Here is a 21,814-nt window from a genome sequence, read left to right on the forward strand (position 1 = left end):
TCGTCGGGACAGGAGTCCCGTCGAAAAACCCCGCCAACCGCCGCGTACCCGAAGGGCGCGCCATCGGGGTGCCCTTCTCTTTGGTTACTTTCTCTTGGGCAAGCAAGAGAAAGTGACTCGGGCGCCAACGGCGTCCGAAAGCTCTTCCTCTCACCAACCGCCGAGGCGAGCCCTGGCCCCTCATCCCAACCCTCTCCCAGGAGGCGAGAGTGAGCACAGCTATAATCCACATCCCCCCACGCACCACGGACACCCCATGCGGGAAGAACACGTCAAGGAACTGGTCGACCTGCTCCAGCTCGAGCGACTGGAAGACAACCTGTTCCGCGGCCAGAGCCGCGACATCGGCACGCGCTTCGTGTTCGGCGGCCAGGTGCTCGGCCAGGCGCTGGCAGCCGCGCAGCAGACGGTGGATCCGAAGCGCGAGGCGCACTCGCTGCACGCCTACTTCCTGCGCGCCGGCGACATCGACGCGCCGATCGTCTATTCGGTGGAACGCGCGCGCGACGGCGGCAGCTTCTCGGCGCGCCGCGTGGTGGCGATCCAGCATGGCCAGCCAATCCTCAACGGCGCGATCTCCTTCCAGGAACCGGAACAGGGCTTCGAGCACCAGAGCGCCATGCCCGAGGTTCCCTCGCCCGAGGACCTCGAACCGATGCGCCACCTGCCGCCGGACGAGTTGTCCAAGCTGCCGGTCAAGCTGCAACGCTGGCTGGGCATCGACGGCCCGTTCGAGTTCCGCCAGGTATGGCCGCGCGACGAATTGCATCCGGCCAAGCGCCCGCCGATCCAGCACATCTGGTTCCGCCTGACCGCGCCGATCGGCGACTCGGCCATCCTGCACCGCGCTTTGCTCGCCTACGCCTCGGACTTCCATCTGATCGGCACCGCCACGCTGCCGCACGGCATTTCCTACCTCACCCACAACGTGCAGATGGCCAGCCTCGACCATGCGCTGTGGTTCCATCGGCCCTTCCGCGTCGACGAATGGCTGCTGTACTCCTTCGACAGCCCCACCGCACAGGGCGGCCGCGGCCTGGCGCGGGGACAGATCTACAGCCGCGACGGCCGGCTGGTCGCCTCCACCGCGCAGGAAGGCCTGATCCGCCTGCGCAACGGCTAAACTGCGACCATGCGTCCGCTCTACACCTCCCCCCGCCAGGAAAACATCGATCGCGTGGTCGCGCTGCTGGCCGAACACGGCATCGAGACGACCGTCACCGGGCGCTCGAACTGGAATCGCCCGAGCTACCAGCGTTTCAGCTATGCCCAGCGCAACGAAAGCCGCGAGAGCTGGCCGCAGGTGTGGGTCAACCACGCCGACGACTACACCCAGGCGCGCACGCTGATGCGCGGGCTGGGCATCGAGCCGATGGTGCGCCACGGCGAGGAACTGGCCGCGGCGCGCAATCCGACACCGGAGACGCGCCGCTCGGGCGTGGCCACGCGCGTGCGCCGGATCGTGCTGCTGGCGCTGGCGGCGGCCTTCATCGTGTTGATGCTGCGCTACATGGGCAAGATCTAGCGCGTCCGATCAAGGCGGTCTTCTCGGAATATTTGCAACCGCCCGCGCGCTCGGTCATAGAATCGGGCTCATGCGCTCCGAACGCGTCCGCCTCTTCCAGACCCTGCCGCATGCCTGCGGCTACTACGCCGAGCGCACGGCGCAGAACCTGGTGATCGACCCGGCAGCGCCACGGCTGGACCAGCTCTACGGTCCCGCGCTGGAGCGTGGCTTCCGCCGCGCGGGCGGCCACCTCTATTACCCCAACTGCCCGCAGTGCCGCGCCTGCACGCCCTGCCGCATCGACGTGGAGCACTTCGTGCCCGACCGCGGGCAACGGCGATGCCTCAAGCGCAACGCGGATCTCACGGTGGTCGAGTGCATGGCCGGCTACAACGCCGAGCGCCACGCGCTGTACGAGCGCTACCTGCGCACCCGCCACGCCGGCGGCGGCATGGACGAGGCCGACGCCAGCGACTTCCGTCGCTTCCTGACCGCGCCGTGGAGTCCCACGCTGTTCCTGGAGTTCCGTCTCGGTGAGCGGCTGCTTGCGGTGGCCGTCACCGACGTGTGCGCCAACGGGTTGTCCGCGGTCTACACGTTCTTCGACCCTGACGAAAGCGCGCGCAGCCTGGGCACCTACGCCATCCTGCAACAGGTGCAGCTGGCCCGCCGCCGCGGCCTGCCGTGGCTGTACCTGGGTTTCTGGATCGAAGGCCACGAGAAGATGGATTACAAGCGCCGCTTCCATCCGCTGCAGGTGCGCACGCGCGAGGGCTGGGCCCCGCTGGCGCCATAGTCCGGGTTTCAGATTGACGGGCGCGGCTCGGCCCGTCGCGTCGAGCCGACTTCCGGATACGGGAACAGCTTGACCAGCGGCACCGACAAGCCATCGTCGCCCACCACGCGGCAGTGCGTACGGTCGAGCTGGCGCGGATCATCGACGCCGCAGCTGTGGGCGATGATGCCGACCTCGTACATCAGGTTGCGCGCGTAGTGGTACACCTTCTCGCTCTTGTCGGTGACCACCAGCCCGCGCTGCAGCTTCGGGTTCTGCGTGGTGATGCCGGTCGGGCAGGTGTTGCGGTTGCACTGCAACGACTGGATGCAGCCGAGCGCGAGCATGAAGCCGCGCGCCGAGTTGACGAAATCCGCGCCCATCGACAGCGCCCAGGCGACGTCGTAGGCGGTGATGCGCTTGCCCGAGCAGACCACCTTGACGCGCTGGCGCAGGCCCTTGGCGATCAACGTGTCGACCAGCGCCGGCAACGCCTCGTGCAGTGGCAGGCCCATGCCTTCCATCAGCGTCTGCGGCGCCGCGCCGGTGCCGCCTTCGGAGCCATCGACGATGATGAAGTCGGGCGCGCTCTCGATGCCGCGCTTCCACACCTCGTCGCACAGCTCCTCGATCCACGCCGGGTCGCCCAGCACCGCCTTGAAGCCGGTCGGCTTGCCGCCGACCTCGCGCACGTGCGCGATGGCGTCGAGCAGCTGCGGCACGTTGGCGATGTCCAGGTGGCGGTTGGGGCTCTGCGAATCCACGCCGACCGGGATGCCGCGGATCGCCGCGATCTCCGCCGTCACCTTGATGCCCGGCAACAGGCCGCCCATGCCGGGCTTGGCGCCCTGGCCGAGCTTGATGCTGACCATCTTCACCTGCCTGTGCGCGCAGATCGCGCGCAGGCGCTCGTCATCGAGTTGGCCGTCGGCGGTGCGCACGCCGTACTTGGCGGTGCCAATCTCGAACACCAGGTCGCAGCCACCCTCCAGGTGGTAAGGCGCCAACCCGCCCTCGCCGGTGTCCAGCCAGATGCCGGCCTTGGCCGCGCCATGCGAGAGCGCACGCACGGCCGGTGCCGACAGCGCGCCGTAGCTCATGGCCGAGATGTTGAAGAAGGCGGCGTGGTCGTAGGGCTCGCGCGCGTACGGGCCGATCCGCACGGGCTTGGGATCGACATGGTGGCCTTCCAGCCTTGGGAACGGCGCATTGACGAAGAACGGCACGCCCTCGGCGGAGAGATCGCGCGTGGTACCGAAGCCGATGGTGGTATCGGCGTTCTTGGCCGCGCGGTAGACCCACACGCGCTGGGCGCGGTTGAACGGCAACTCCTCGCGGTCGGAAGCGAACAGGTACTGGCGGAAGAACTCGCCCAGGCGCAAAAGGCCGTAGCGAAAATGCCCGATGACCGGGAAGTTGCGCAGCACCGCGTTGCCGGTCTGGTAGCGGTCGGCAATCCATACGGCCAGCACGAGCATCACCGCCAGCGCCAGCATCAGCACGAAGAATGCCGCCAGCGTCTCGACCAGCACGATCAGCCAGTGGGCGAAGCCGTCCGATGCCATGGGTGTCCTCCTTCCGGTGAAGCCACGAGCCTAGCCTATCGCGCGGACAGGCTCTCTCCCGCAAGTGCGAGGGCGCTTCACATGGCGAGCATGCAGATCCTCAGAGCTCGACTTTCAAACACCCCGCCGCCCGCACCGCCTTGGCACGCGCCGCCTCCACATCGACGTCCCGCGCCAGCGTCACCGCCATCCGCCGGCGCCCCTTCACTTCCGGCTTGCCGAAGATGCGCAACTGCGTGTCGGGCTCGGCCAGCGCCTCGGCCACGCCGTGGTAGCGCGGGTGGCGACCTTCGCCCTCCACCAGCACCGCGCACGAGGCCGACGGCCCCCACTGGCGGATCACCGGGATCGGCAGGCCGAGGATCGCCCGCGCATGCAGTGCGAATTCCGAAAGTTCCTGCGACACCAGCGTCACCAGTCCGGTGTCGTGCGGGCGCGGGCTGACCTCGGAGAAGATCACGCTGTCGCCCCGGACGAAGAACTCCATGCCGAACACGCCCCAGCCGCCCAGTGCACCAGTGATCGCCGCGGCCTGGCGCTGCGCCTCGACCAGCGCCGCGTCGCTCATCGGCTGCGGCTGCCAGGATTCGCGGTAGTCGCCGTGTTCCTGGCGATGGCCGATCGGCTGGCAGAAGCTGGTGCCGTCGCGGTGGCGCACGGTAAGCAGCGTGATCTCGTATTCGAAGTCGACGAAGCCCTCGACGATCACCCGCCCCTGCCCCGCGCGCCCGCCGGACTGCGCATAGTCCCAGGCCTCGTCCAGCCCGGATGCATCGCGCACCGTGCTCTGCCCCTTGCCCGAAGAACTCATCACTGGCTTGATCACGAACGGGTAACCGATCGCCTCGGCTGCCGCGCGGTACTCCGCCTGCGTGTCGCAGAAGCGGTACGGCGAGGTGGGCACGCCCAGTTCCTCGGCGGCGAGGCGGCGGATGCCTTCGCGATCCATCGTCAGCCATGCGGCGCGCGCGGTCGGGATCACGCGCAGCCCCTCTTGCTCCAGTTCGACCAGCGTCGGGGTGTGGATCGCCTCGATCTCGGGCACGACCAGGTCCGGCTTCTCGCGCGCTATCAGCGCGCGCAACGCGGCGCCGTCGAGCATGTCGATCACGTGGCTGCGGTGCGCCACGTGCATGGCCGGCGCGTCCGGGTAGCGGTCGACCGCGATCACCTCCACGCCGAAACGCTGCAGCTCGATCGCTACCTCCTTGCCCAGCTCGCCCGAACCGAGCAGCAAGACGCGCACGGCATGATCGGAAAGCGGCGTGCCGAAAGGCTTCATGGAAAGCTCCCTGGAAGAATGGGGCGCATTGTAGGGCTACGCTGCAGTGCGCATTGACGCCGGCCCCGCCAACCGTTCCACTGGGCTCGTCATCCGTCCCCGGGGTTGACCATGCGACGCGTCCTGCTCAGCTTGGTGCCTGCGATCTGGCTGGGCATCTGTGGTGCCGCGCAAGCGGCCGTGCCGGTCCAGACCGACTGGATGATCGTGCTGCTCGGCGGGCGCAAGGTTGGCCATGTGCAGATCGATCGCGAGCGCAAGGGCGACATCCTCACCACCACGCAGACGCTGTCGCTGGATCTGAGCCGCTCGGGCAAGCCCATGCACCTGGGCAACATGAGCCAGAGCGTCGAGGGTCCGGAAGGCGGGCCCCTCGGTTTTGCCTCGCGCACGCGGATGTCTTCGATGGACAGCACGGTCGACGCCCTGCCGGACGTTGCCGGTCGCTATCGGGTCACCAGCACGGTGGGCGGGCAGACACGCACCATGCTGATGGACTGGCCGGGCGACGCCCTGCTCGCCGAGGGGCAACGCCTCGCCACGCTCGCCGCCGGACGCACGCCGGGCACCAGCTACCAGCTGCACGAGTTCGATCCGTCCAGCCAACAAGTCGTCCACGTGCGGGTGGACGTCCTGGGCGACGAAACCGTGGCCCTCCCTGGCGGCGCGATGCGCTTGAGCCACCAGCGCCAGGTCCTCTCGCTAGCGCGCGGGCGGCAGAGCCTGGACCTGTGGGTCGACGACCGCGGGATCGCCCGCAAGGGCCTGATGAGCCTGCTCGGCCAGCCGCTTGAAATGCTCGCCTGCGACCGCGCCTGCGCGCTGGCCCCGAACCAGCCGGTGGACATGCTGCGCGCGGCCACGATCGACTCCCCGCGCTGGTTGCCGGGCTATGTGCGTGCGGTGCCGATGCGCTACCGCATTCGCATCAGCGGCAACATCGGGCAACCCTTCATCACCACGGACGAGCAGCAGGTCACCGCACTGGGCGGTACCGACTGGATGGTCGACGTCGGCGGTTCCCACGCGGGTCGGCAGGCGCCGCCCCGCCCGGCCGACATCGAGCCCAACGCGTGGTTGCAGTCCGATGCGCCGGCGATCCGCCGGCTGGCCACGCAAGCCGTGCGCGGCGCGCATGACGACCTTGAGCGCATGCGCCGCCTGCGCCAGTTCGTCAGCGACTACATCACCGGCCACGGACTGGACGTGGGCTATGCCTCGGCGCTCGAGGTCGTCGACAGCCACGAGGGCGACTGCACCGAATACGCGGTGTTGCTGGCCGCCATGGCGCGCGCGCAGGGCATCCCGGCGCGGGTCGTCACCGGCATGGTGTACGCCGATCGCTTTGCCGGTGCCTCACAGCTGTTCATTCCGCACGAATGGGTACAGGCCTGGGTGAACGGTCGCTGGCAGAGCTTCGACGCCGCGCTGAGGCATTTCGACAACACGCACCTGGCGCTGGCCAGTGGCGACGGCGATCCGTGGCACTTCGCCGCCACGACGCAGCTGTTCGGCAATCTGCACATCCGCCAGGCGGTGCCGGGAGCGGAGTTGGGCCTGCCGGCCGGCGGCGGCCCCTCGGGACCCTCCGGCAATGCCACCGGCAATGCGGGCGGAAGCGGCGGCGGGCCCGAGCACTGAGGCCACTTGCGAAGTGATATGTTTTTGATATCTACTCTCCCTATCTCAGGGAGGTAGCGTCATGAACGAACGCAAGGGTTTATCGATTGCCGGCATTCCCTTCATCGGGGTCTGCCTGCTGCTCGCCGCCGTCGGCGTCCTGCTGCTGGTGAGCGCCGATGGGGCGCAGCCGGCGCCGCACATTGTCCCGGGCATGCTGGTGCTGGCGTTTACCGGTTTCCTGCTCAAGGGGTTCTTCCAGGTCGCGCCCAACGAGGCGCAGGTGATGCAATTGTTCGGCCGTTATGCCGGCAGCGTGCGCGAGGAGGGCCTGCGCTGGACCAATCCGTTCTACGCCAAGCGCCGGCTGTCGCTGCGCGTGCGCAATTTCGAAAGCGGAAAGCTCAAGGTCAACGACAACGACGGCAACCCGATCGAGATCGCCGCGGTGGTCGTGTGGCAGGTCGTCGACACCGCCGAGGCCGTGTTTCGCGTGGAGGACTACGAGAACTTCGTGCACATCCAGAGCGAATCGGCGCTGCGTCAGATGGCCCAGAGCTACCCCTACGACGCACACGATGACGGCGAACCGTCGCTGCGCAGCCACGGCGAGGTGATCAACAACCACCTGCGCGACGAGATCCAGGCGCGACTCGAACAGGCCGGCGTGCAAGTGATCGAGGCGCGCATCAGCCACCTGGCCTACGCACAGGAAATCGCCCAGGCCATGCTGCAGCGCCAGCAGGCCGGCGCGATCATCGCCGCGCGCACGCGGATCGTCGAAGGCGCGGTAAGCATGGTCGAAATGGCGCTGGACCAGTTGAGCCGCCGCGGCGTGGTCGAGCTGGACGAGGAGCGCAAGGCGGCCATGGTCAGCAACCTGCTGGTAGTGCTGTGCGGCGAGCGCGGCACCCAGGCGGTGGTCAACACCGGCACCTTGTACGGTTGAGGAGAAATGCGATGAGCTATGCCATTCCCGTCATCGTCGTGATCCTGATCATCGCCGTGGCCGTCGCCGCGCGGCGCAAGCGCGACTGAGTCGATGCCCGCCGAGAAAAAGGCCTATCCGCTGAGGATCAGCGCAACCGTGCTCGAAGCCATGCAGCGCTGGTCCGACGACGAGCTGCGCAGCATCAACGCGCAGATCGAATACGTGTTGCGCGAGGCGCTGCGCAAGTCGGGGCGGTTGAAGGCGGGCACCAGCAAGGCGATGGAGGACGACGAGCCGGGTCCCGATTCGCAATGAAGCCAGTAGTAGCGCACCTGCGCGCGACCGTGACGCATGGCGATCGCGCACACGTGCGCTCCTACAGCGAGCTGCCCCACCGATGCCCCACCGAGGCCTGCGCCTGCCAATCCGGCAACCACACCTTCCTCGCTCCGTCCTTTCCAAGCACCACCAGCCAGCGCCCCTCCAGCACCAGCCGGTCGACATCGGCAAGACCGGTACGCCGGTCCAGCGTGCCAAGCGGACGTCCATCGCGCGCGTCGTAGGCCTGGATGCGATCGTGCTGGCGGTCGGCCACCAGCAGCCAGTCGTGGCCCTCGTCCGTCCAGCGCACCAGTTGTTTCGGCGGCACCGTGGGCGATGGCGGCATGATCACGCCGGTCAGCGCCGCGGCCGCCAGGAAGGTGGCGGCAAACCCTGCCCGACCGTCGAGACGGCGCAACAAGTGCTTGAGGAAGGTATATCGGCGCATGCCCGCAGCTTCGCGCGCGGGCATGACGGGGCTATGACGCGGCCTTGTCCGTGCGATGAAAAGCCAGGCCCAGCGCAATCCATCCGACGATGAAGGCAAGCCCGCCCAACGGCGTGATCGCACCGCACCAGCGCGGCGCACCCAGCGCCAGTGCATAGAGGCTGCCGCAGAACAGCACGATGCCCGTCGCGAACGCCGCTAGCGCGCAGCGCCGTGGCCTGCCCGGCGGCACCAGGCAGGTGATCGCCAGTGCCAGCGCGTGCCAGAAGTGGTACAGCGAGGCGGTGTGCCATACCTCGCGGCCGCCGGCATCGAGCACGCCGCGCAGCGCATGCGCGCCGAACGCGCCCAGCAAGACCGCACTCGCGCCGGCCACGCCGACCAGCCAGGGCATCGCGCGCGTCATGTCAGGGACAGGTTGTCGCATAAGCTCCTCGTTGCGGGCGCCCGCATCGCCGCGTGGCGTATGCTGGCGGGATGCATCGCCCGGATTCTTGCATGAAGCCCTCGCGCCTGGCCCGTCTCGTCCTGCTGCTCGGCGCCGCCCTGCTGCTGGCCGCCTGCCATCGCGAAGACGCCCCGCCCTGGCGGCTGACCGACATCAGCGGCCACATGCCCGATCTCGCCTTCAAGCTCACCGACGACAACGGCAAGCCGGTGACCGCCGAGGACTACCGCGGCAAGGTGGTGCTGCTGTACTTCGGCTACACGCACTGCCCGGACGTCTGTCCGCTCACGCTGGCGCACCTGCACGCGGTGCTGCAGCGGGTCGGCCCCAAGGCGGACGGCGCGCGCATCCTGTTCGTCAGCGTCGATCCTGCGCGCGATACGCCCTCGATCATGCACGCCTACGTCAATGCCTTCGACAAGCGGGCGGTTGGCCTGACCGGCGCGCCGCGTGCGCTGGAGGCGCTGAGCAAGCGCTACCGCTCGGCGTTCACCCGCGAGCCGGCGCAAGCCGACGGCCAGTACGAGGTCAGCCACAGCTCGGCGATCTACCTGTTCGACCGCCAGGGCCAGGCGCGCCTGCTCGCCACGCCGGCCGCGTCGCAAAACGACCTCGTCCACGATCTTTATCTGCTGCTGGAAACCGCGAAATGACTTTGCGCTCGCTGCCCCTGCTGTTGGCCGGACTGCTCGGTGCCGGCGCTGCCCAAGCGGGCCAGGCCGACCACGTGCACGCCACCGGCGCCTGGATCCGCGTGATGCCCGCCAGCCTGCCCGCCGGCGGCTACGTGACCCTGCGCAACGACGGCGACCAGCCGGTCGTGCTCGATGGCGCGAGCAGCGCCGACTACGCCAGCGTGATGCTGCACGAGAGCTCCACCGACACCGGCATGGGCCGCATGCGCATGGTCGATCGCCTGACCGTGCCCGCGCACGGCCAGGTCGCGCTGGCGCCGGGCGGTTACCACTTCATGCTGATGGACGCGGCCAAGGCGGTGCAGCCGGGCCAGACGGTACGGATCACGCTGCACTTCGCCGACGGCAGCACGCTGGCCACCGACTTCCTCGCCAAGCCGGCCAATGCGCTGTAAACCCGCGTAGCGTGGGCTTCAGCCCACCACCGCGTTCTCTGCAAAAGACGGTAGACCGAAGCCCACCCTACGATGCGCGCTGCGTATCGCGCGCAACCGGTCGCGGGGGCGCGCGGTGCTCGCGCCGGATCCGCCCCCGCCGCGACAGCGCCAGCCACTGCCGCAGCGCCAGCAACGCGCCGATCGACTCGATCATCGCCGCTGGCACCCAGGTGATCACGCCCCCGACCAGCTGGCCCGTCAGCACGTTGAAGGTGAACGCGCGACCGCAGATCTCGAAGATCGGATACAGGTCGGTCTTGGAAAAAGTGACGATCGCGCCGGCCAGGATCTGCGGCGTCATGGTGATCGCCGGCGACAGCACGCGCAGCCCCGGAATCATCCGCCCGGGCGGGCGCGGCCGATGGTCCAGCACCAGCGCCCAGTAGATGAAGCCGCTGCCGAGCATCGTCCAGTTCATGAAGCGGTAGATGCGCCAGTCCAGCATCGCCAGTGTCTGCATCGACGGGATCAGCCAGACCAGGATGAACGCGATGAACAGGAACGTCGCCAGCGCCGGGTTGAACAGCACGGCACTCACCACGCGCCACGGCGCCGACTGCTGCGTCGGCCGCAGTACCCGCGCACGCCACTGCAGCGGCAGGCCCGCCCGCAGTACCGATACCGGGAAGGAGGCCACCACCAGCAACGGCGCCAGGTGGTGCAGCAATACCTGCTGGATGCGGTGCATGAAGAACTCATGCTCCGCGTAGTAGTCCAGGTAGGTGTGCAGCGACAGGTAGATGATCGCCATGCCGCTCCAGAACGACAGGCGCCGCCCCAGGCTGACGCCGAGCACGCGCGAGCCACGCCAGTACAGCATCGCGGCCACGAGGAAACTCGCGAGGAACACCCACGAGAACTCCCACGGCACGATCCATTTGAGCAACAGCGCCATCACCGACCCGCACGATCACCAGCCTTCAAGGATAGACCCCACGGCGCGATGCCGGGGCGCTTGCGGCAGATTGCCGCCTTGGCGGCTGGCGGTTCGAGGCGAGCCCCGGCCCCTCACCCCATCCCTCTTTCCTGAGGGAAGAGGGAGCGTGTCTTTCAAAAGCACCAACCAGCCGCCACCTGCTTCCCCCGATGAGAAAGGCGCCTGGTTTTGCGCCTGGTTTTGGCTTTGCGCTCTGGCTTTGCGCTATGGCTTTGCGCTCTGGCTTTGCGCTCTGGCTCTACCCGGGTCCCCTATGGAGCGGCGGGCGGGGGGCGGATCAGCCCGCAGGGTGGCCGGCAGGACGCCGGCCAGTTTTTCGTCGGGACAGGAGTCCCGTCGAAAAACCCCGCCCCCCGCCCGTGTACCCGAAGGGCGCGCCATCGGGGTGCCCTTCTCTTTGGTTACTTTCTCTTGGGCAAGCAAGAGAAAGTGACTCGGGCGCCCACGGCGTCCGAAAGCCTTTGAACCATCAACCTAGCTCGGCCGCGACCGACTCTGCCGCACGCGCCGCCAGCCATAGAGCAGCCCGATCAGGGTCACCAGCAAAGGCACCAGCACGATGTTGATCACCTTCAACCGCAAACCCAGCGCATCGATCTCCGCATTGAGCTGATGCTGCACATCGCGCAACTCCTTGTTGATCGCCAGCCGCCGCTGCTGGAACTGCTCGATCTCGCTCTTCTGCTGCGCGCTGGCCCCGCCAGAGCGCCCGCCCTTGACCGGCTGCAGCTCGTCCAGCCGCTGCCGCGTCTCGGCCAGCTCGCGCTCCAGCTCCTGCTTCTTCACGAGGAACTTCTGGTCCGCCGCCGCCTGCAGCGCCCGCACTCGGGTGAAGGGCCGCTGCGAGGCCGAGCGCCCACGGATGGAAAGCAGCGCCGAGGAGCCGCTCAGGTTGTCGGCCAGGTTGGTGGCGAAGTCGCCGTTGTTGGCGAAGGCCGACAGCATTGGCTGGCCCAGAAAGTTCTGCATCTCGACCCACAGCCTGTCGCTGAGGATGTCGGTGTCGGCCACCAGCACGACTTCGGAATCGGGTTTCGATTCGGCCAGGTGTCCGGGCGTACGCGCACGCTGCGGGAAGGCGCTGTGGAAGGTGCCGCGAAGGCGCGCCGCGATCACGTAATGCTGGTTGTCCGGCTGGTAGCCCTGCAGCAGGGAGGTCGGGTCGCTGACCGCCTCCAGCACGCGCTGCGAGGACACCTTCTCGGCTTCGGCGCTGCTCTGGATCAAGGGCAGCAGGCGCGTCTGCGCATCGGGCGCGAGGTCGAAGCTGCCGGCGGTGGAGACGTTGATGCGCTGCAGGCTGGCGGTCACCACATCGTTGTGGTTGAGCTCCTGCGGTCCGAGGCCAAGCATCGCCGGATGGTTGAGGTTGGTGCCCGCCAGCTCGATCTGCAGCGCGCGCGAGCGGTCCAATACCACCGAACCGGCGTTGAAGGCCACGCCCCACGCCGCGAACAGCCGTGGCAGGTCGGAGTTGTGGTCGTCGGTCATGCCGTTGCTGTCCACGTAAGGCGTGGTGTCCAGCTCGGCATCCGGATCGACGAACACCACCAGGTGTCCGCCACGCAACACGTACTGGTCCAGCGCATAGACCGCGGCGTCCGGCAACCGCTTCGGATGCACCACCAGCAGCACCTGGATGTCGTCGCCCACGCGGCTGAGCGTGCCGGCATCGAGCGTCCTGACATCGAACAGTTGCTCCAGCTGCTGCACGACCGCCCACGGCGGCTCGCCGATCGCCGGGTTGCCCGCCAGCGGCAGCGAGCTGATCAGCCCGATGTGCGGTTTGCTCGGCTGGTCCAGTTCGTAGAGCAGCTTGGCGATGTCGTACTCGAGGAAGGTCTCGCGTGCCGGGTCGAAGAACGAAATCGACAGGTTGCGATCCTCGCCTTCGCCCTCGGTGCCCGGCACGGTGCTGCCGACCAGGCCGAAGAACACCCGCTCGCCGTTGCTGCCGCCGTTGATCGGCGTCAGGCCGCCGCCCTCGGCGCTGGCCTCATCGTCCGAGTACGGCACCGGATCGATCACCGCCAGCCGGATGCGTCCGCGCGAGCGGGCGACCATCTCCTGCAGCATCTCGCGCACGCGTTGTTCGTAGCTTCGGAGCTGCGGCAGGTCGCGGGTAGCGTGTTCGGAGAAGTACAGCGTAAGCTTCAGTGGCCGGTGCAGGTCGTCGATGATGTGCTGCGTGCCCGGCGTGAGCGTGTAGAGGTGGTCGGCGGTCAAGTCGACGCGCGCTGTCTGCAGCCAGCGGCTGCTGGCCAGGGTGATGCCGATGAAGGCCAGGGTCAGGGCGACCAGCGCGGCGACCAGCCAGGTGCGGCGGCCGATGTGCAGGTGGCGCATGTCAGCGGTTCCGCTTCAGGTCGAGCACCAGCACGCCGGCGGTGAGCCAGGCGAGGATGGTGAGCAGGAAATACATCAGGTCGCGTACGTCGAGCACGCCGCGTGCGATCGCCTCGAAGTGCCGCAGCATCGACAGGTGCGCCACACCGTTGACCAGCTTGCGCGGCAGCGCGCCCTGGAAGAAATCCAGCACCTGCGGCTGGCCGACCAGGATCAGCAGCACGCACACCAGCGCGGTCAGGATGAAGGCCACGACCTGGCTGCGCGTGAGCGTCGAGAGGCAGGCGCCGATCGCCAGGAACGCGCCAGCCATCAACCAACTGCCGAGGTAACCGGCGAAGATCACGCCGTTGTCCGGGTCGCCCAGGTAGTTGACGGTGATCCAGATCGGAAAGGTCAGCGCCAGCGCCAGGCCGAGGAACAACCAGGCGGCGAGGAACTTGCCCAGCATCGCCTGTACCAGCGTCACCGGCAGCGTCAGCAGCAACTCCAGCGTGCCGGCCTTGGATTCCTCCGCCCACATGCGCATCGACAGCGCCGGCGCCAGGATCAAGTACAACCACGGGTGGATCACGAAGAACGGCTGCAGGTCAGCCAGCCCGCGTTCGTAGAAGTCGCCAGCGTAGAAGGTGAGCAGCCCGGCCAGTACCAGGAAGATCACCAGGAACACGTACGCGACCGGGGTGACGAAGTAGCTGCGCAGCTCGCGGCGCATGATCGCGGCGACGGGATGCATCAGGCGTCCTCCCCCATGGTGATCTGGCGGAAGACCTCATCCAGCCGGCCGCGCTCGAGCTGGATCTCCGACACCTCCAGGCCCTGCTGGCGCAGCAGGTCCTCGACCGGTTCCAGGATGCGCGCGCCGGGCTTGGGGAACACGGTGATGCGCCCGTCCAGCGGATCGACCTCGATCGCCGCCACCTGCGGCAGGCGGCCGAGCATCTCCTGGGACACGCCGCTGCCGGGTGCGCTGAAAGACACCGCCCCGTGGTAGCGCGAGCGCGCCTCCAGTTCGGCCGGCGTGGCATCGGCCAGCAGCTTGCCGCGGGCGATGATCACCACCCGGTTGCACAGCGCGTGGACCTCCTCCAGCAGGTGGGTGGAGATCAGGATCGTGCGTTCGCGCGCCATCGAGTCGATCAGGCGGCGCACGGCATGTTTCTGGTTCGGGTCCAGGCCGTCGGTGGGCTCGTCCAGCATCAGCACGGGAGGATCGTGCAGGATCGCCTGCGCCAGGCCCACGCGCCGGCGCAGCCCCTTCGACAGCGTGTCGATGCACTGCTCGAGCACGTCCTCCAGCTGCAGGTGCGTGACCACCTCGTCGAAGCGGCGGAAGCGCGCCTCGGCCGGCAGCGCACGCACGCGCAGGATGAAGGTGAGGAACTCGCGCACGGTCATCTCGCCGTAGCTCGGCGCACCCTCGGGCAGGTAGCCGAGCGCGCGCTTGGCCTTGATCGGCTCGCGCTGCACGTCGTGGCCGCACACCCGCGCGGTGCCGGCGGTGGGCGTCAGGAAGCCGGCGATCATGCGCATCGCGGTGGTCTTGCCAGCGCCATTGGGACCGAGCAGTCCCAGCACCTGGCCCGGCTCGGCGCGGATGGACAGCGCATCCACCGCGATGAGGCGGCCATAGCAGCGGGTGAGTCGGTCGGCTTCGATCATGCGGCGCGGGACTTGGACTGGCTCGTCACTCTAGCGCACGGTGCGCGGCTGCGGCAGGTTGCCCCATCCGCCGTCGGCACCTTCTCCCCGCAAGCGGGACGCTCGCTGGCGACAGTCGGCACTTGGTCCTTCCCCTCGCGAACGCGGGGGAAGGTGCCCCAAGGCCGGATGGGGCGCTTCCGCCTAGAAGCGGAAATCCACCCGAGCGTAGTAAAAGCCGCCGTTCATGCCGAACGGCATGGTTTCCCAGCCATAGGTAAAGCCCAGCTGCGGGAACGGCGCGCCGGTGTCCGGATCCCACTTGTCCGGGTAGGTGTCGAACACGTTGTCGGCGCCCACCGTGAGCCTGGCCGCGTCGGAGAAGCGGTAGCCCAGCGCCACGTCGGCCAGCCACTTGCCGCCCCAGGTCTGCTTGATCCCGGGCGTGAAGCCCTGCCCGCTGACCGGACCGAAGTAGTTGCCGCGCAGCGTGAAATCCCAGGCGCCGGTGCGATACACGCCCTGCAAAATGTGGTGCACGCGCGGCTGGCCTTCCTCGACCAGGGTGACCTGCGTGTCGTCGAACAACTTCTCCGGCGGCAGGATGGCCGACTGCGACTTGCGCCCGGTCACCTCGGTGCGGTTGTAGCTCAGCAACGCGGTGAGATCGAGGCTGCTGCCGCCGTCGAAGGCATAACCCTTCTGCGCCACCACGTCGGCGCCCTCGGTGCGGGTGTCGATCGCGTTGGTGAAGAACAGCACCTGCCCCACGCCGAGCGGATCGAGGATCGCCCGGATCGGGCAGTTGCCGTTGCCCGGCGCGCACGGCTGGCCGTCCGTGCCCACCGACTCGGGCACGATGTTGCTGGAGAAGATGATGCGGTCGTCGATGTCGATGCGGTAGACGTCCGCGGTGAGCGTGAAGTCGCCCATCGGCTTGTAGACGATGCCCAGCGTGCCGCTGCGCGAGGTTTCCTGCTTCAACGGCTGGATGCCGAAGGCGCGGGTGACCGGGCTGTCCTGCCGCGCGGTCAACGTGTCCACCAGCACGCCGCTCGGATCGAGGTTCGTCGAACGCTGGCTGTAGAACATCTGCTGCACGCCCGGCGCGCGGAAGCCGGTGGCCAGCGTGCCGCGCACGGCGAAGCTGTCGGTTGCGTCGAAGCGGGCCGAGAACTTGCCGGTGGTGGTGTTGCCGAAGTCCGAGTATTTCTCGTAGCGCGCCGCCGCACCGAGCAGCAGGCGTTCGGTGAGCTGCGATTCGGCGTCGAGGTAGAAGGCCCAGTTGTGGCGGCCATCGTTCACCGCCTCGGTGGGCGAGAAGCCGGGGAAGCCCTGCATGCCCGGCTGCGCGATCTCGCCGGTCTGGCCGAAGATCGGAATGCCGCGGTCGTTCGTCCGACCGTAGGTGTAGGTCACCGGATCGCCCGGGGTGATCGCGTACTCGTCCTTGCGCCACTCCACGCCCGTGGCCAGGTCCAGCGGATTGGCACCCACGCCCCAGTCGACCGGGCCGCGCACGTCCAGGTTGAAGGTGGTTTCGGTGAGCTTGAGCTTGCCCGTGTCGGCCTCGGTGGGCGATTGCGCGTAGATGCCGCCGCCCGGCGCCGGCTCGTACCACCAGCTCACGTTGACCGAATCGGCCTCGTGGAAGCCGAAATGGTTGCGTCCCCGGTTGACCGACACGTCCAGGTCCCAGTCGCCGAGCGGACGACGAAATCCCACGGCCAGCGAGGCGTCCTTCACCGTGGTGACGATGTTGGGCAGGAAACCGTCCGGATAGAGCGCCGGCACCGTGCGGTTGTCGCCCGCCGGACGGAAGAAGCCGTACGAGCTGCCGTCTCGTTTGGAAACGCCGCCGAACCAGTACAGCTCGCCACCTGCCACCGGCAGACCGCCGTTGAGCCAGAAGTAGGCATCCTTGGCGTCTGCATCGCCCAGGCGCTGGGTGACGCGCGGCGGATCCACGCGCAGCGTGTCCAGCCCGGCGCGGTTGGTGGCGTCCCGCTTGCGGTATTCGAGCGTGAGGTCGAGGTAGCCATCCCCGCCGAGCTTGATCCCCGTATTGACGCTGCCCTGGCGCATCAGGCCGTCGCCCTTGTACGTCTGTCCGCTTTCGAGCGAAACGTCGGTGCGGCCAGTCTGCTTCTTCAGGACGATGTTGATCACGCCGGAGATCGCGTCGGAGCCGTACTGGGCCGCCGCACCGTCGCGCAACACCTCGATGCGCTCGATCGCCGAGATCGGAATGGCGTTGATGTCGGTGCCGGCCGAGCCGCGGCCCACGGTCTGCTGCACGTTCACCAGGGCCTGCTGGTGGCGGCGCTTGCCGTTGACCAGCACGAGCACCTGGTCCGGACCGAGGCCGCGCAACGTTGCCGGACGCAGGATGTCGGTGCCATCGCTGACGAATGTGCGCGAGAAATTGAAGCTCGGCTCGAGCATCTGCAGCGCTTGTCCCACTTCGACCACGCCGGCGTCCTGCAGCTGTTCGGCACTGATGACGTCGACAGGCGCCACCGCCTCCGCAGCCGTGCGGTCCTTGGCGCGCGATCCGATCACCTGCACGCTGTCCAGCTCGGTGACCTTTCCCTTGTCCTTCGCGTCGTCCCGGGGCGCCTGCTGGCCCAGTGCGGGCAGACACAATCCCAGTGCGAGGACGGCCAGGCCCGTGCGCGGCACGACAGATCCTGCGCGACCCTTGTGGGTCGCGTGATGGTGATGCGACATGCGTTGCTCCCTCCCGAATGGCCGCCTCCAGGCGGCGCTGCTTCCCCTGCGCGAAGCAGGCTGCCATGCGGAAGGTGGGGGAGTTGTGTCCTGCCGCGCGGTTCAGCAGGTTGACGCGACTACCGGTCCATGGCGGCGCAGGCGACAGCGATCGGTCGCGCCACGCGTTGGCCGTCGACCACCGGGACAGGCAGCTCAGGCGCCAACCTTGCGGACAAAAAAAATCCTGCCCGCGCGAGGCGGGCAGGATTTCGAAGGACGAACCGCGCGGGCTTACTGGCCTGCGCTGGCAGCCTCGGCCGGAGCAGCGGCGGTGCCGGCCGGAGCAGGCGCCGAGGCGCTGGAGGCGGGCGCCGAAGCACTGCTGGCCGGCGCCGGCTCGAGGGTCGGCTGCGGGATGCCAGCGGCCTGCTCGGGAGTCTGCTCCGGGACATCGTCGCCCAGCAGCGGCAGGTAGACGTCGTACTTGGCGTAGGTGGTGATGTTGCCGCCCTTGTCCTTCGCCTCCGGCTGCACTTCGATGTCGTACAGGCGGTTGGTCACTTCGTCGAACTTGTAGCCGTGGGTCTGCGCGTAGGCCTTGAGCATCTCGCGGGTCTGCGGCACGCCGGCGGCGGTACCGTTCCACACGCCCACCAGGGCAGGACCGCCGAAGGCCAGCGTGGCGCGCACGTTGTTGTCCACGATCAGGCGGCCGAAGCGGTCATGGTCGCCCGGCTGCGGACCGGCCGGCTTGGCGCCGGCGGCGCTGCTGGCGCTGGCCGGCGCGCTGGAAGCCTCGGCCGGTTCCTCTTCCTCGCCGAGCTTGGGCGGCTGCGGCGCGGTCAGCTCCTGGCTCTGACCGGCCACGGTCAGGCTGGTGGCGTCGATCGGCATGCCGACATCGAAGGTGTAGTTCTGGTCGCCGAAGTTGGTGGTGAAGATCACACGCGGGCCGACCACGTTCACGCCCAGCTTCTTGGCGGCGTCCTGGATCTGCTTGACGGCGGTGGCGGTCGCATCGTCCAGGGCGGCCAGGCCGCCGCTGCGCGGGATCGAGCTGGAGACCAGCAGCATCGGGGTCGGCTGGGTCGGACGGATGTACGGGACCAGGTTGCCGTAATCGATGTTGGGCACCGCCGCCAGCACGTTCTGCAGGTTGCCCAGGCTGGTCTGGATCAACGAATCCGGATCGCCGTGGATGTACAGGTTCGAATAGCGATTGACCAGGTTGAAGCCGTAAGCCACGTCATAGGACCAGGTGACCTTGGTCAGCTGATGGCGGCTGCCCTGGCGCTCCATGTCCAGCGTGAAGTGCTTGTCCTGCCCGCGCCAGTCGTTGTCGAGGTTCCAGACGACCTTGGCTTCGTTGACGGTGTTGTCGACCTTGTAGAAATCGGGGTCGGCGCTGGCGATGGTCAGCTTGCCGTCGCTGACGCGATCGTTGTCACTGGTCCAGCTGACTTCCGCGCCAGGGCCATAGGCCTTTCCGGAAAGCTTGAACTGGATTTTCGGGTCTTCCTGGCGGAGCGAGGAGTAGTCCTCGAAGCGGCGGAAGTTGTTGAGGACATCGTAGACCTGGCGCATGTCCTTGCCGAAGACCAACGATCGTTCCACATGGCCGCTGCCGGGCATGATCACGCCTACCACGACACCGACCACGGCGACGATGATCAGGGCCACAATGAATTCAAGAACACGCATCATTACCTGGGTTCTCCGAGCGTTTTTCCGCGCAGCGCTATAAGGTTCCCGTCGGATTCCGCGCCACGGGGTTGACCCCGGAGGAAGGCACGGCGAGGGTCGGCGAAATACCGAAGCTTGGGATGGTACTTGCTCGCGGGCTGGAACGCCATCGGGCGCGCAGGGGCCTGTCTGGGCGCCGTGAAAACGGCCTGAGACGGGCTGCGGGCGGCTCCTACGATCGCTCCCCGGGACGAGCGCAGGCGACCCCGCAGACCAGTCCAGTGCAGTATCCGCCCGTCGCGCCCGGCTCCCGACGGCGGGCTGCGCCTGCGCGCTTGGCGCAGGCCGACGAATCAGACGATGCCCAGCTCCAGCGCCTTCAACACCGCACGGGTGCGGTCGCGCACGCCGAGCTTGGAAAGAATGTTCGACACATGGTTCTTCACCGTTCCCTCGGCGACCTTCAGCGAGTTGGCGATTTCCTTGTTGGAATAGCCACCCGACAGCAGGCGCAGGATTTCCGTCTCGCGCTCGGTCAGCGGGTCCGGTTGCTCCAGGCTGGTGAACTGGTTCTGCATGCGCCCCACCCCGGCCAGCAGCCGCTGGGTGACCATCGGTGCCACCAGCGAGCCGCCGGCGGCGACGGTGCGCACCGCCTCGACCAACTGCTCCAGCGAGACATCCTTCAGCAGGTAGCCGCGCGCGCCGGCCTTCAGGCCCTGCAGCACCAACTGGTCGTCGTCGAAGGTGGTCAGGATGATGGTCGGCGGAAGCTCGCCGCGCGCCGAGAGCGCCTGCAGCACTTCCAGGCCGCTCATGTTGGGCATGCGCAGATCCAGCAGCACGACGTCAGGCTTGATCCGCGGAATGTCGGCCACTGCCTGCGCGCCGTCGACGCACTCGGCGACCACACGGATGTCTTCGGCCAGGTCCAGCAGCGAACGGACGCCCTGGCGCACCAGGTTCTGGTCATCGACGAGACAGACGGAAATCATCGCGGTTCCTCGATAGTGCGGTGATGGTGCGCTTTCCGCGCGACCGTGGCGCCGGGCGCTGCCCGCCATTCTGGCATGGGACGCGCCAGCCCGGCGTCATGACATGCTCAACGCCGGCGGTTCGAGCCGGGATGGCGAATGGGCCAGTTCCAGCGCCTCGCCCAGCGGCAGCCGCACGGTCAGCGCGAATCCCTCGCTGACGGCAGTATCGACCGCGACGCTGCCGCCGAACTCCGCCAGCCGCTCGCGCATGCCGGAAAGGCCGTTGCCGGGCTTGAAGTGCGCCGCGCCGCGGCCGTCGTCGCGCGCGTGCAACCCGATCTGGTTGGCATCGGCATAGGCGAAGGTCAGCCAGAGCTGACGCGCGCCAGCATGCTTGGCGCAGTTGGTGATGATCTCCTGCGCGCAGCGCAGCAGCACCTGTGCGCGACGCGGATCCTCCACGCTGAACCGCGGCGGCGTGTCAACGTGCACGGACAGCCCGGGCACGCCCTCGATCAGGCTGCGCAGCGCCTGGGTCAGGTCGATGGCGTCGTCCTGGCGGAGCTCGCTGACCGCCTCGCGCACATCCGACAGCAGATGCCGCGCGGTCGCCTGCGCCTTGCGCACGTGCTCGGCCGAGGCGTCGTTGGCCAGATGGCTGGCCACTTCGAGGTTGAGGCTGAGCGCGGTGAGGTGGTGGCCGATCAGGTCGTGCAGCTCGCGCGCGATGCGCATGCGCTCGGCGATGCGGGTCGATTCGGCCAGCAGTGCGCGGGTGGCGCGCAGTTCGGAGTTGAGCCGCCGCTGCGCCTCGCGCGCCTCGGTCTGCTGGCTCGCCACCATCGAGGTGAAGAACGCCAGCGCCGAGATGCCCAAGTACATGCATACCTGCAGGAACGCGGTGACGATCGTCCAGCCCATGTAGCTGGCGATGATCGGGATCAGCATCAGGTTCTGCGCCAGCATCCACACCAGCCCCGCCACCACCGGCAACTGCCAGGGCAAGACCACCGCGATCACCAGCATCAGCATCGCCGACAGGCCGCTCTGGCTGAACCAGCCCATCGCCACGGCCGAGCCGGTCAGCACCACCAGGCCGAACAGCTTGAGCACCTGCGCGCGACCGCTCTGCCGGCTCATGCCCGAGCGGCCGGTCAGCAGCAGGTAGGTCAGCCCGAACACCAGGTAGGAAAGGATCCAGCCGGAAATGTTCGGGTTGCTCCACCACGCATTGACCTGGGCCAGGCTCCAGCTGCCGGGCAACAGCGGCAGCGCCACGCAGAGGTAGGTGAACAGCCCGGTCAGCCGCAGCAGCCGGATATGGTTGAAATTGGTCCAGGACATACCGGCATCATAGGCCCACGCCAGCCTCGCGCAATGCGCGGAAAGTCACCCTGCCACCGGTCACGCAGGCTCGCGTTTTACAAAGGTTTTACAGCCGCGCGCAGGGTGTGCGCCCTGCCATCGCATGCCATAATGCGCCCTTGCG

General features: G+C 67.9%; 20 protein-coding genes. 8 read left to right on the forward strand and 12 right to left on the reverse strand.

The genetic code is table 11. From position 1 onward, the window contains the following. The first annotated feature begins 256 nt into the window (after nt 1-256). The 3 genes from tesB to ACFWZ4_RS04740 all read left to right on the forward strand — a co-directional run bounded on the left by tesB (nt 257) and on the right by ACFWZ4_RS04740 (nt 2,303). A complete protein-coding gene (gene tesB / locus ACFWZ4_RS04730; RefSeq protein ID WP_439703558.1) occupies nt 257-1,123 on the forward strand; it encodes an acyl-CoA thioesterase II in 867 nt (288 codons plus the stop codon). Nucleotides 1,124-1,132: 9 nt separating this feature from the next. Further along, nucleotides 1,133-1,525, forward strand: coding sequence for a hypothetical protein (locus tag ACFWZ4_RS04735; protein ID WP_439703559.1), 393 nt, complete (start codon nt 1,133-1,135; stop codon nt 1,523-1,525). Between the two features lie 70 nt (nt 1,526-1,595). After that, nucleotides 1,596-2,303, forward strand: a complete 708-nt coding sequence (locus ACFWZ4_RS04740) for an arginyltransferase (RefSeq protein ID WP_439703560.1) — start codon at nt 1,596-1,598, stop codon at nt 2,301-2,303. Between the two features lie 8 nt (nt 2,304-2,311). Here ACFWZ4_RS04740 and ACFWZ4_RS04745 read toward each other — a convergent pair whose 3' ends face one another. Both ACFWZ4_RS04745 and purT read right to left on the reverse strand, forming a co-directional pair. Beyond that, nucleotides 2,312-3,847 carry an FMN-binding glutamate synthase family protein gene (locus ACFWZ4_RS04745; RefSeq protein WP_439703561.1) on the reverse strand — a complete coding sequence of 512 codons (1,536 nt, stop codon included), beginning with the start codon at nt 3,845-3,847 and terminating at the stop codon, nt 2,312-2,314. A 100-nt stretch (nt 3,848-3,947) separates the two neighbouring features. After that, the gene (gene purT, locus ACFWZ4_RS04750; RefSeq protein WP_439703562.1) at nt 3,948-5,129 is read right to left on the reverse strand and encodes a formate-dependent phosphoribosylglycinamide formyltransferase; all 1,182 of its coding nucleotides are present in this window, start codon (nt 5,127-5,129) and stop codon (nt 3,948-3,950) included. Between the two features lie 111 nt (nt 5,130-5,240). Here purT and ACFWZ4_RS04755 point away from each other — a divergent pair, with 111 nt between their 5' ends. From ACFWZ4_RS04755 to ACFWZ4_RS04765, 3 genes are all read left to right on the forward strand, one after another. After that, nucleotides 5,241-6,770, forward strand: coding sequence for a transglutaminase-like domain-containing protein (locus ACFWZ4_RS04755; protein ID WP_439703563.1), 1,530 nt, complete (start codon nt 5,241-5,243; stop codon nt 6,768-6,770). A 61-nt stretch (nt 6,771-6,831) separates the two neighbouring features. After that, complete coding sequence (locus tag ACFWZ4_RS04760) at nt 6,832-7,698, forward strand: SPFH domain-containing protein (protein ID WP_439703564.1); 867 nt, start codon at nt 6,832-6,834, stop codon at nt 7,696-7,698. Between the two features lie 93 nt (nt 7,699-7,791). Further along, nucleotides 7,792-7,995, forward strand: a complete 204-nt coding sequence (locus ACFWZ4_RS04765) for an Arc family DNA binding domain-containing protein (RefSeq protein WP_439703565.1) — start codon at nt 7,792-7,794, stop codon at nt 7,993-7,995. A 61-nt stretch (nt 7,996-8,056) separates the two neighbouring features. Here the strand turns inward: ACFWZ4_RS04765 and ACFWZ4_RS04770 are convergent, their stop codons facing one another. Together ACFWZ4_RS04770 and ACFWZ4_RS04775 are read right to left on the reverse strand one after the other, a co-directional pair. Then, nucleotides 8,057-8,449 (reverse strand): hypothetical protein, encoded by a 393-nt coding sequence (locus tag ACFWZ4_RS04770; RefSeq protein WP_439703566.1) that lies wholly within the window; start codon nt 8,447-8,449, stop codon nt 8,057-8,059. Nucleotides 8,450-8,480: 31 nt separating this feature from the next. Further along, on the reverse strand, nt 8,481-8,876 hold the full coding sequence (locus tag ACFWZ4_RS04775; RefSeq protein WP_439703567.1) for a DUF423 domain-containing protein: 396 nt from the start codon (nt 8,874-8,876) through the stop codon (nt 8,481-8,483). 71 nt (nt 8,877-8,947) lie between these two features. On the opposite strand from ACFWZ4_RS04775, the gene ACFWZ4_RS04780 reads away from it, so the two are divergent. Together ACFWZ4_RS04780 and ACFWZ4_RS04785 are read left to right on the forward strand one after the other, a co-directional pair. Further along, nucleotides 8,948-9,550 (forward strand): SCO family protein, encoded by a 603-nt coding sequence (locus ACFWZ4_RS04780; RefSeq protein ID WP_439703568.1) that lies wholly within the window; start codon nt 8,948-8,950, stop codon nt 9,548-9,550. Beyond that, nucleotides 9,547-9,987 (forward strand): copper chaperone PCu(A)C, encoded by a 441-nt coding sequence (locus ACFWZ4_RS04785; protein WP_439703569.1) that lies wholly within the window; start codon nt 9,547-9,549, stop codon nt 9,985-9,987. The genes ACFWZ4_RS04780 and ACFWZ4_RS04785 overlap by 4 nt, the downstream gene beginning before the upstream one ends. 67 nt (nt 9,988-10,054) lie before the next feature. On the opposite strand, the gene ACFWZ4_RS04790 is transcribed toward ACFWZ4_RS04785, so the two are convergent. The 8 genes from ACFWZ4_RS04790 to ACFWZ4_RS04825 all read right to left on the reverse strand — a co-directional run bounded on the left by ACFWZ4_RS04790 (nt 10,055) and on the right by ACFWZ4_RS04825 (nt 21,669). After that, nucleotides 10,055-10,927 carry a cytochrome c oxidase assembly protein gene (locus tag ACFWZ4_RS04790; RefSeq protein WP_439703570.1) on the reverse strand — a complete coding sequence of 291 codons (873 nt, stop codon included), beginning with the start codon at nt 10,925-10,927 and terminating at the stop codon, nt 10,055-10,057. Nucleotides 10,928-11,440: 513 nt separating this feature from the next. Then, the gene (locus tag ACFWZ4_RS04795) at nt 11,441-13,312 is read right to left on the reverse strand and encodes a Gldg family protein (RefSeq protein WP_439703571.1); all 1,872 of its coding nucleotides are present in this window, start codon (nt 13,310-13,312) and stop codon (nt 11,441-11,443) included. Between the two features lies 1 nt (nt 13,313). Next, nucleotides 13,314-14,048: an ABC transporter permease subunit gene (locus ACFWZ4_RS04800; RefSeq protein WP_439703572.1), complete on the reverse strand. Its 735-nt coding sequence runs from the start codon at nt 14,046-14,048 to the stop codon at nt 13,314-13,316. Continuing rightward, a complete protein-coding gene (locus ACFWZ4_RS04805) occupies nt 14,048-14,974 on the reverse strand; it encodes an ATP-binding cassette domain-containing protein (RefSeq protein ID WP_439703573.1) in 927 nt (308 codons plus the stop codon). The genes ACFWZ4_RS04800 and ACFWZ4_RS04805 overlap by 1 nt, the downstream gene beginning before the upstream one ends. Nucleotides 14,975-15,157: 183 nt before the next feature. Further along, nucleotides 15,158-17,683, reverse strand: a complete 2,526-nt coding sequence (locus tag ACFWZ4_RS04810; RefSeq protein WP_439703574.1) for a TonB-dependent receptor plug domain-containing protein — start codon at nt 17,681-17,683, stop codon at nt 15,158-15,160. A 273-nt stretch (nt 17,684-17,956) separates the two neighbouring features. Next, the gene (locus ACFWZ4_RS04815) at nt 17,957-19,369 is read right to left on the reverse strand and encodes a polyketide cyclase (RefSeq protein WP_439703575.1); all 1,413 of its coding nucleotides are present in this window, start codon (nt 19,367-19,369) and stop codon (nt 17,957-17,959) included. 332 nt (nt 19,370-19,701) lie between these two features. Then, the gene (locus tag ACFWZ4_RS04820) at nt 19,702-20,343 is read right to left on the reverse strand and encodes a response regulator (RefSeq protein ID WP_231321206.1); all 642 of its coding nucleotides are present in this window, start codon (nt 20,341-20,343) and stop codon (nt 19,702-19,704) included. 96 nt (nt 20,344-20,439) lie between these two features. Then, the gene (locus ACFWZ4_RS04825) at nt 20,440-21,669 is read right to left on the reverse strand and encodes a sensor histidine kinase (RefSeq protein ID WP_439703576.1); all 1,230 of its coding nucleotides are present in this window, start codon (nt 21,667-21,669) and stop codon (nt 20,440-20,442) included. Between the last annotated feature and the right edge of the window lie 145 nt (nt 21,670-21,814).

Origin of the sequence: Frateuria sp. GZRe12 (assembly GCF_051900535.1) — a bacterium.
GTDB lineage: Bacteria > Pseudomonadota > Gammaproteobacteria > Xanthomonadales > Rhodanobacteraceae > Frateuria_A.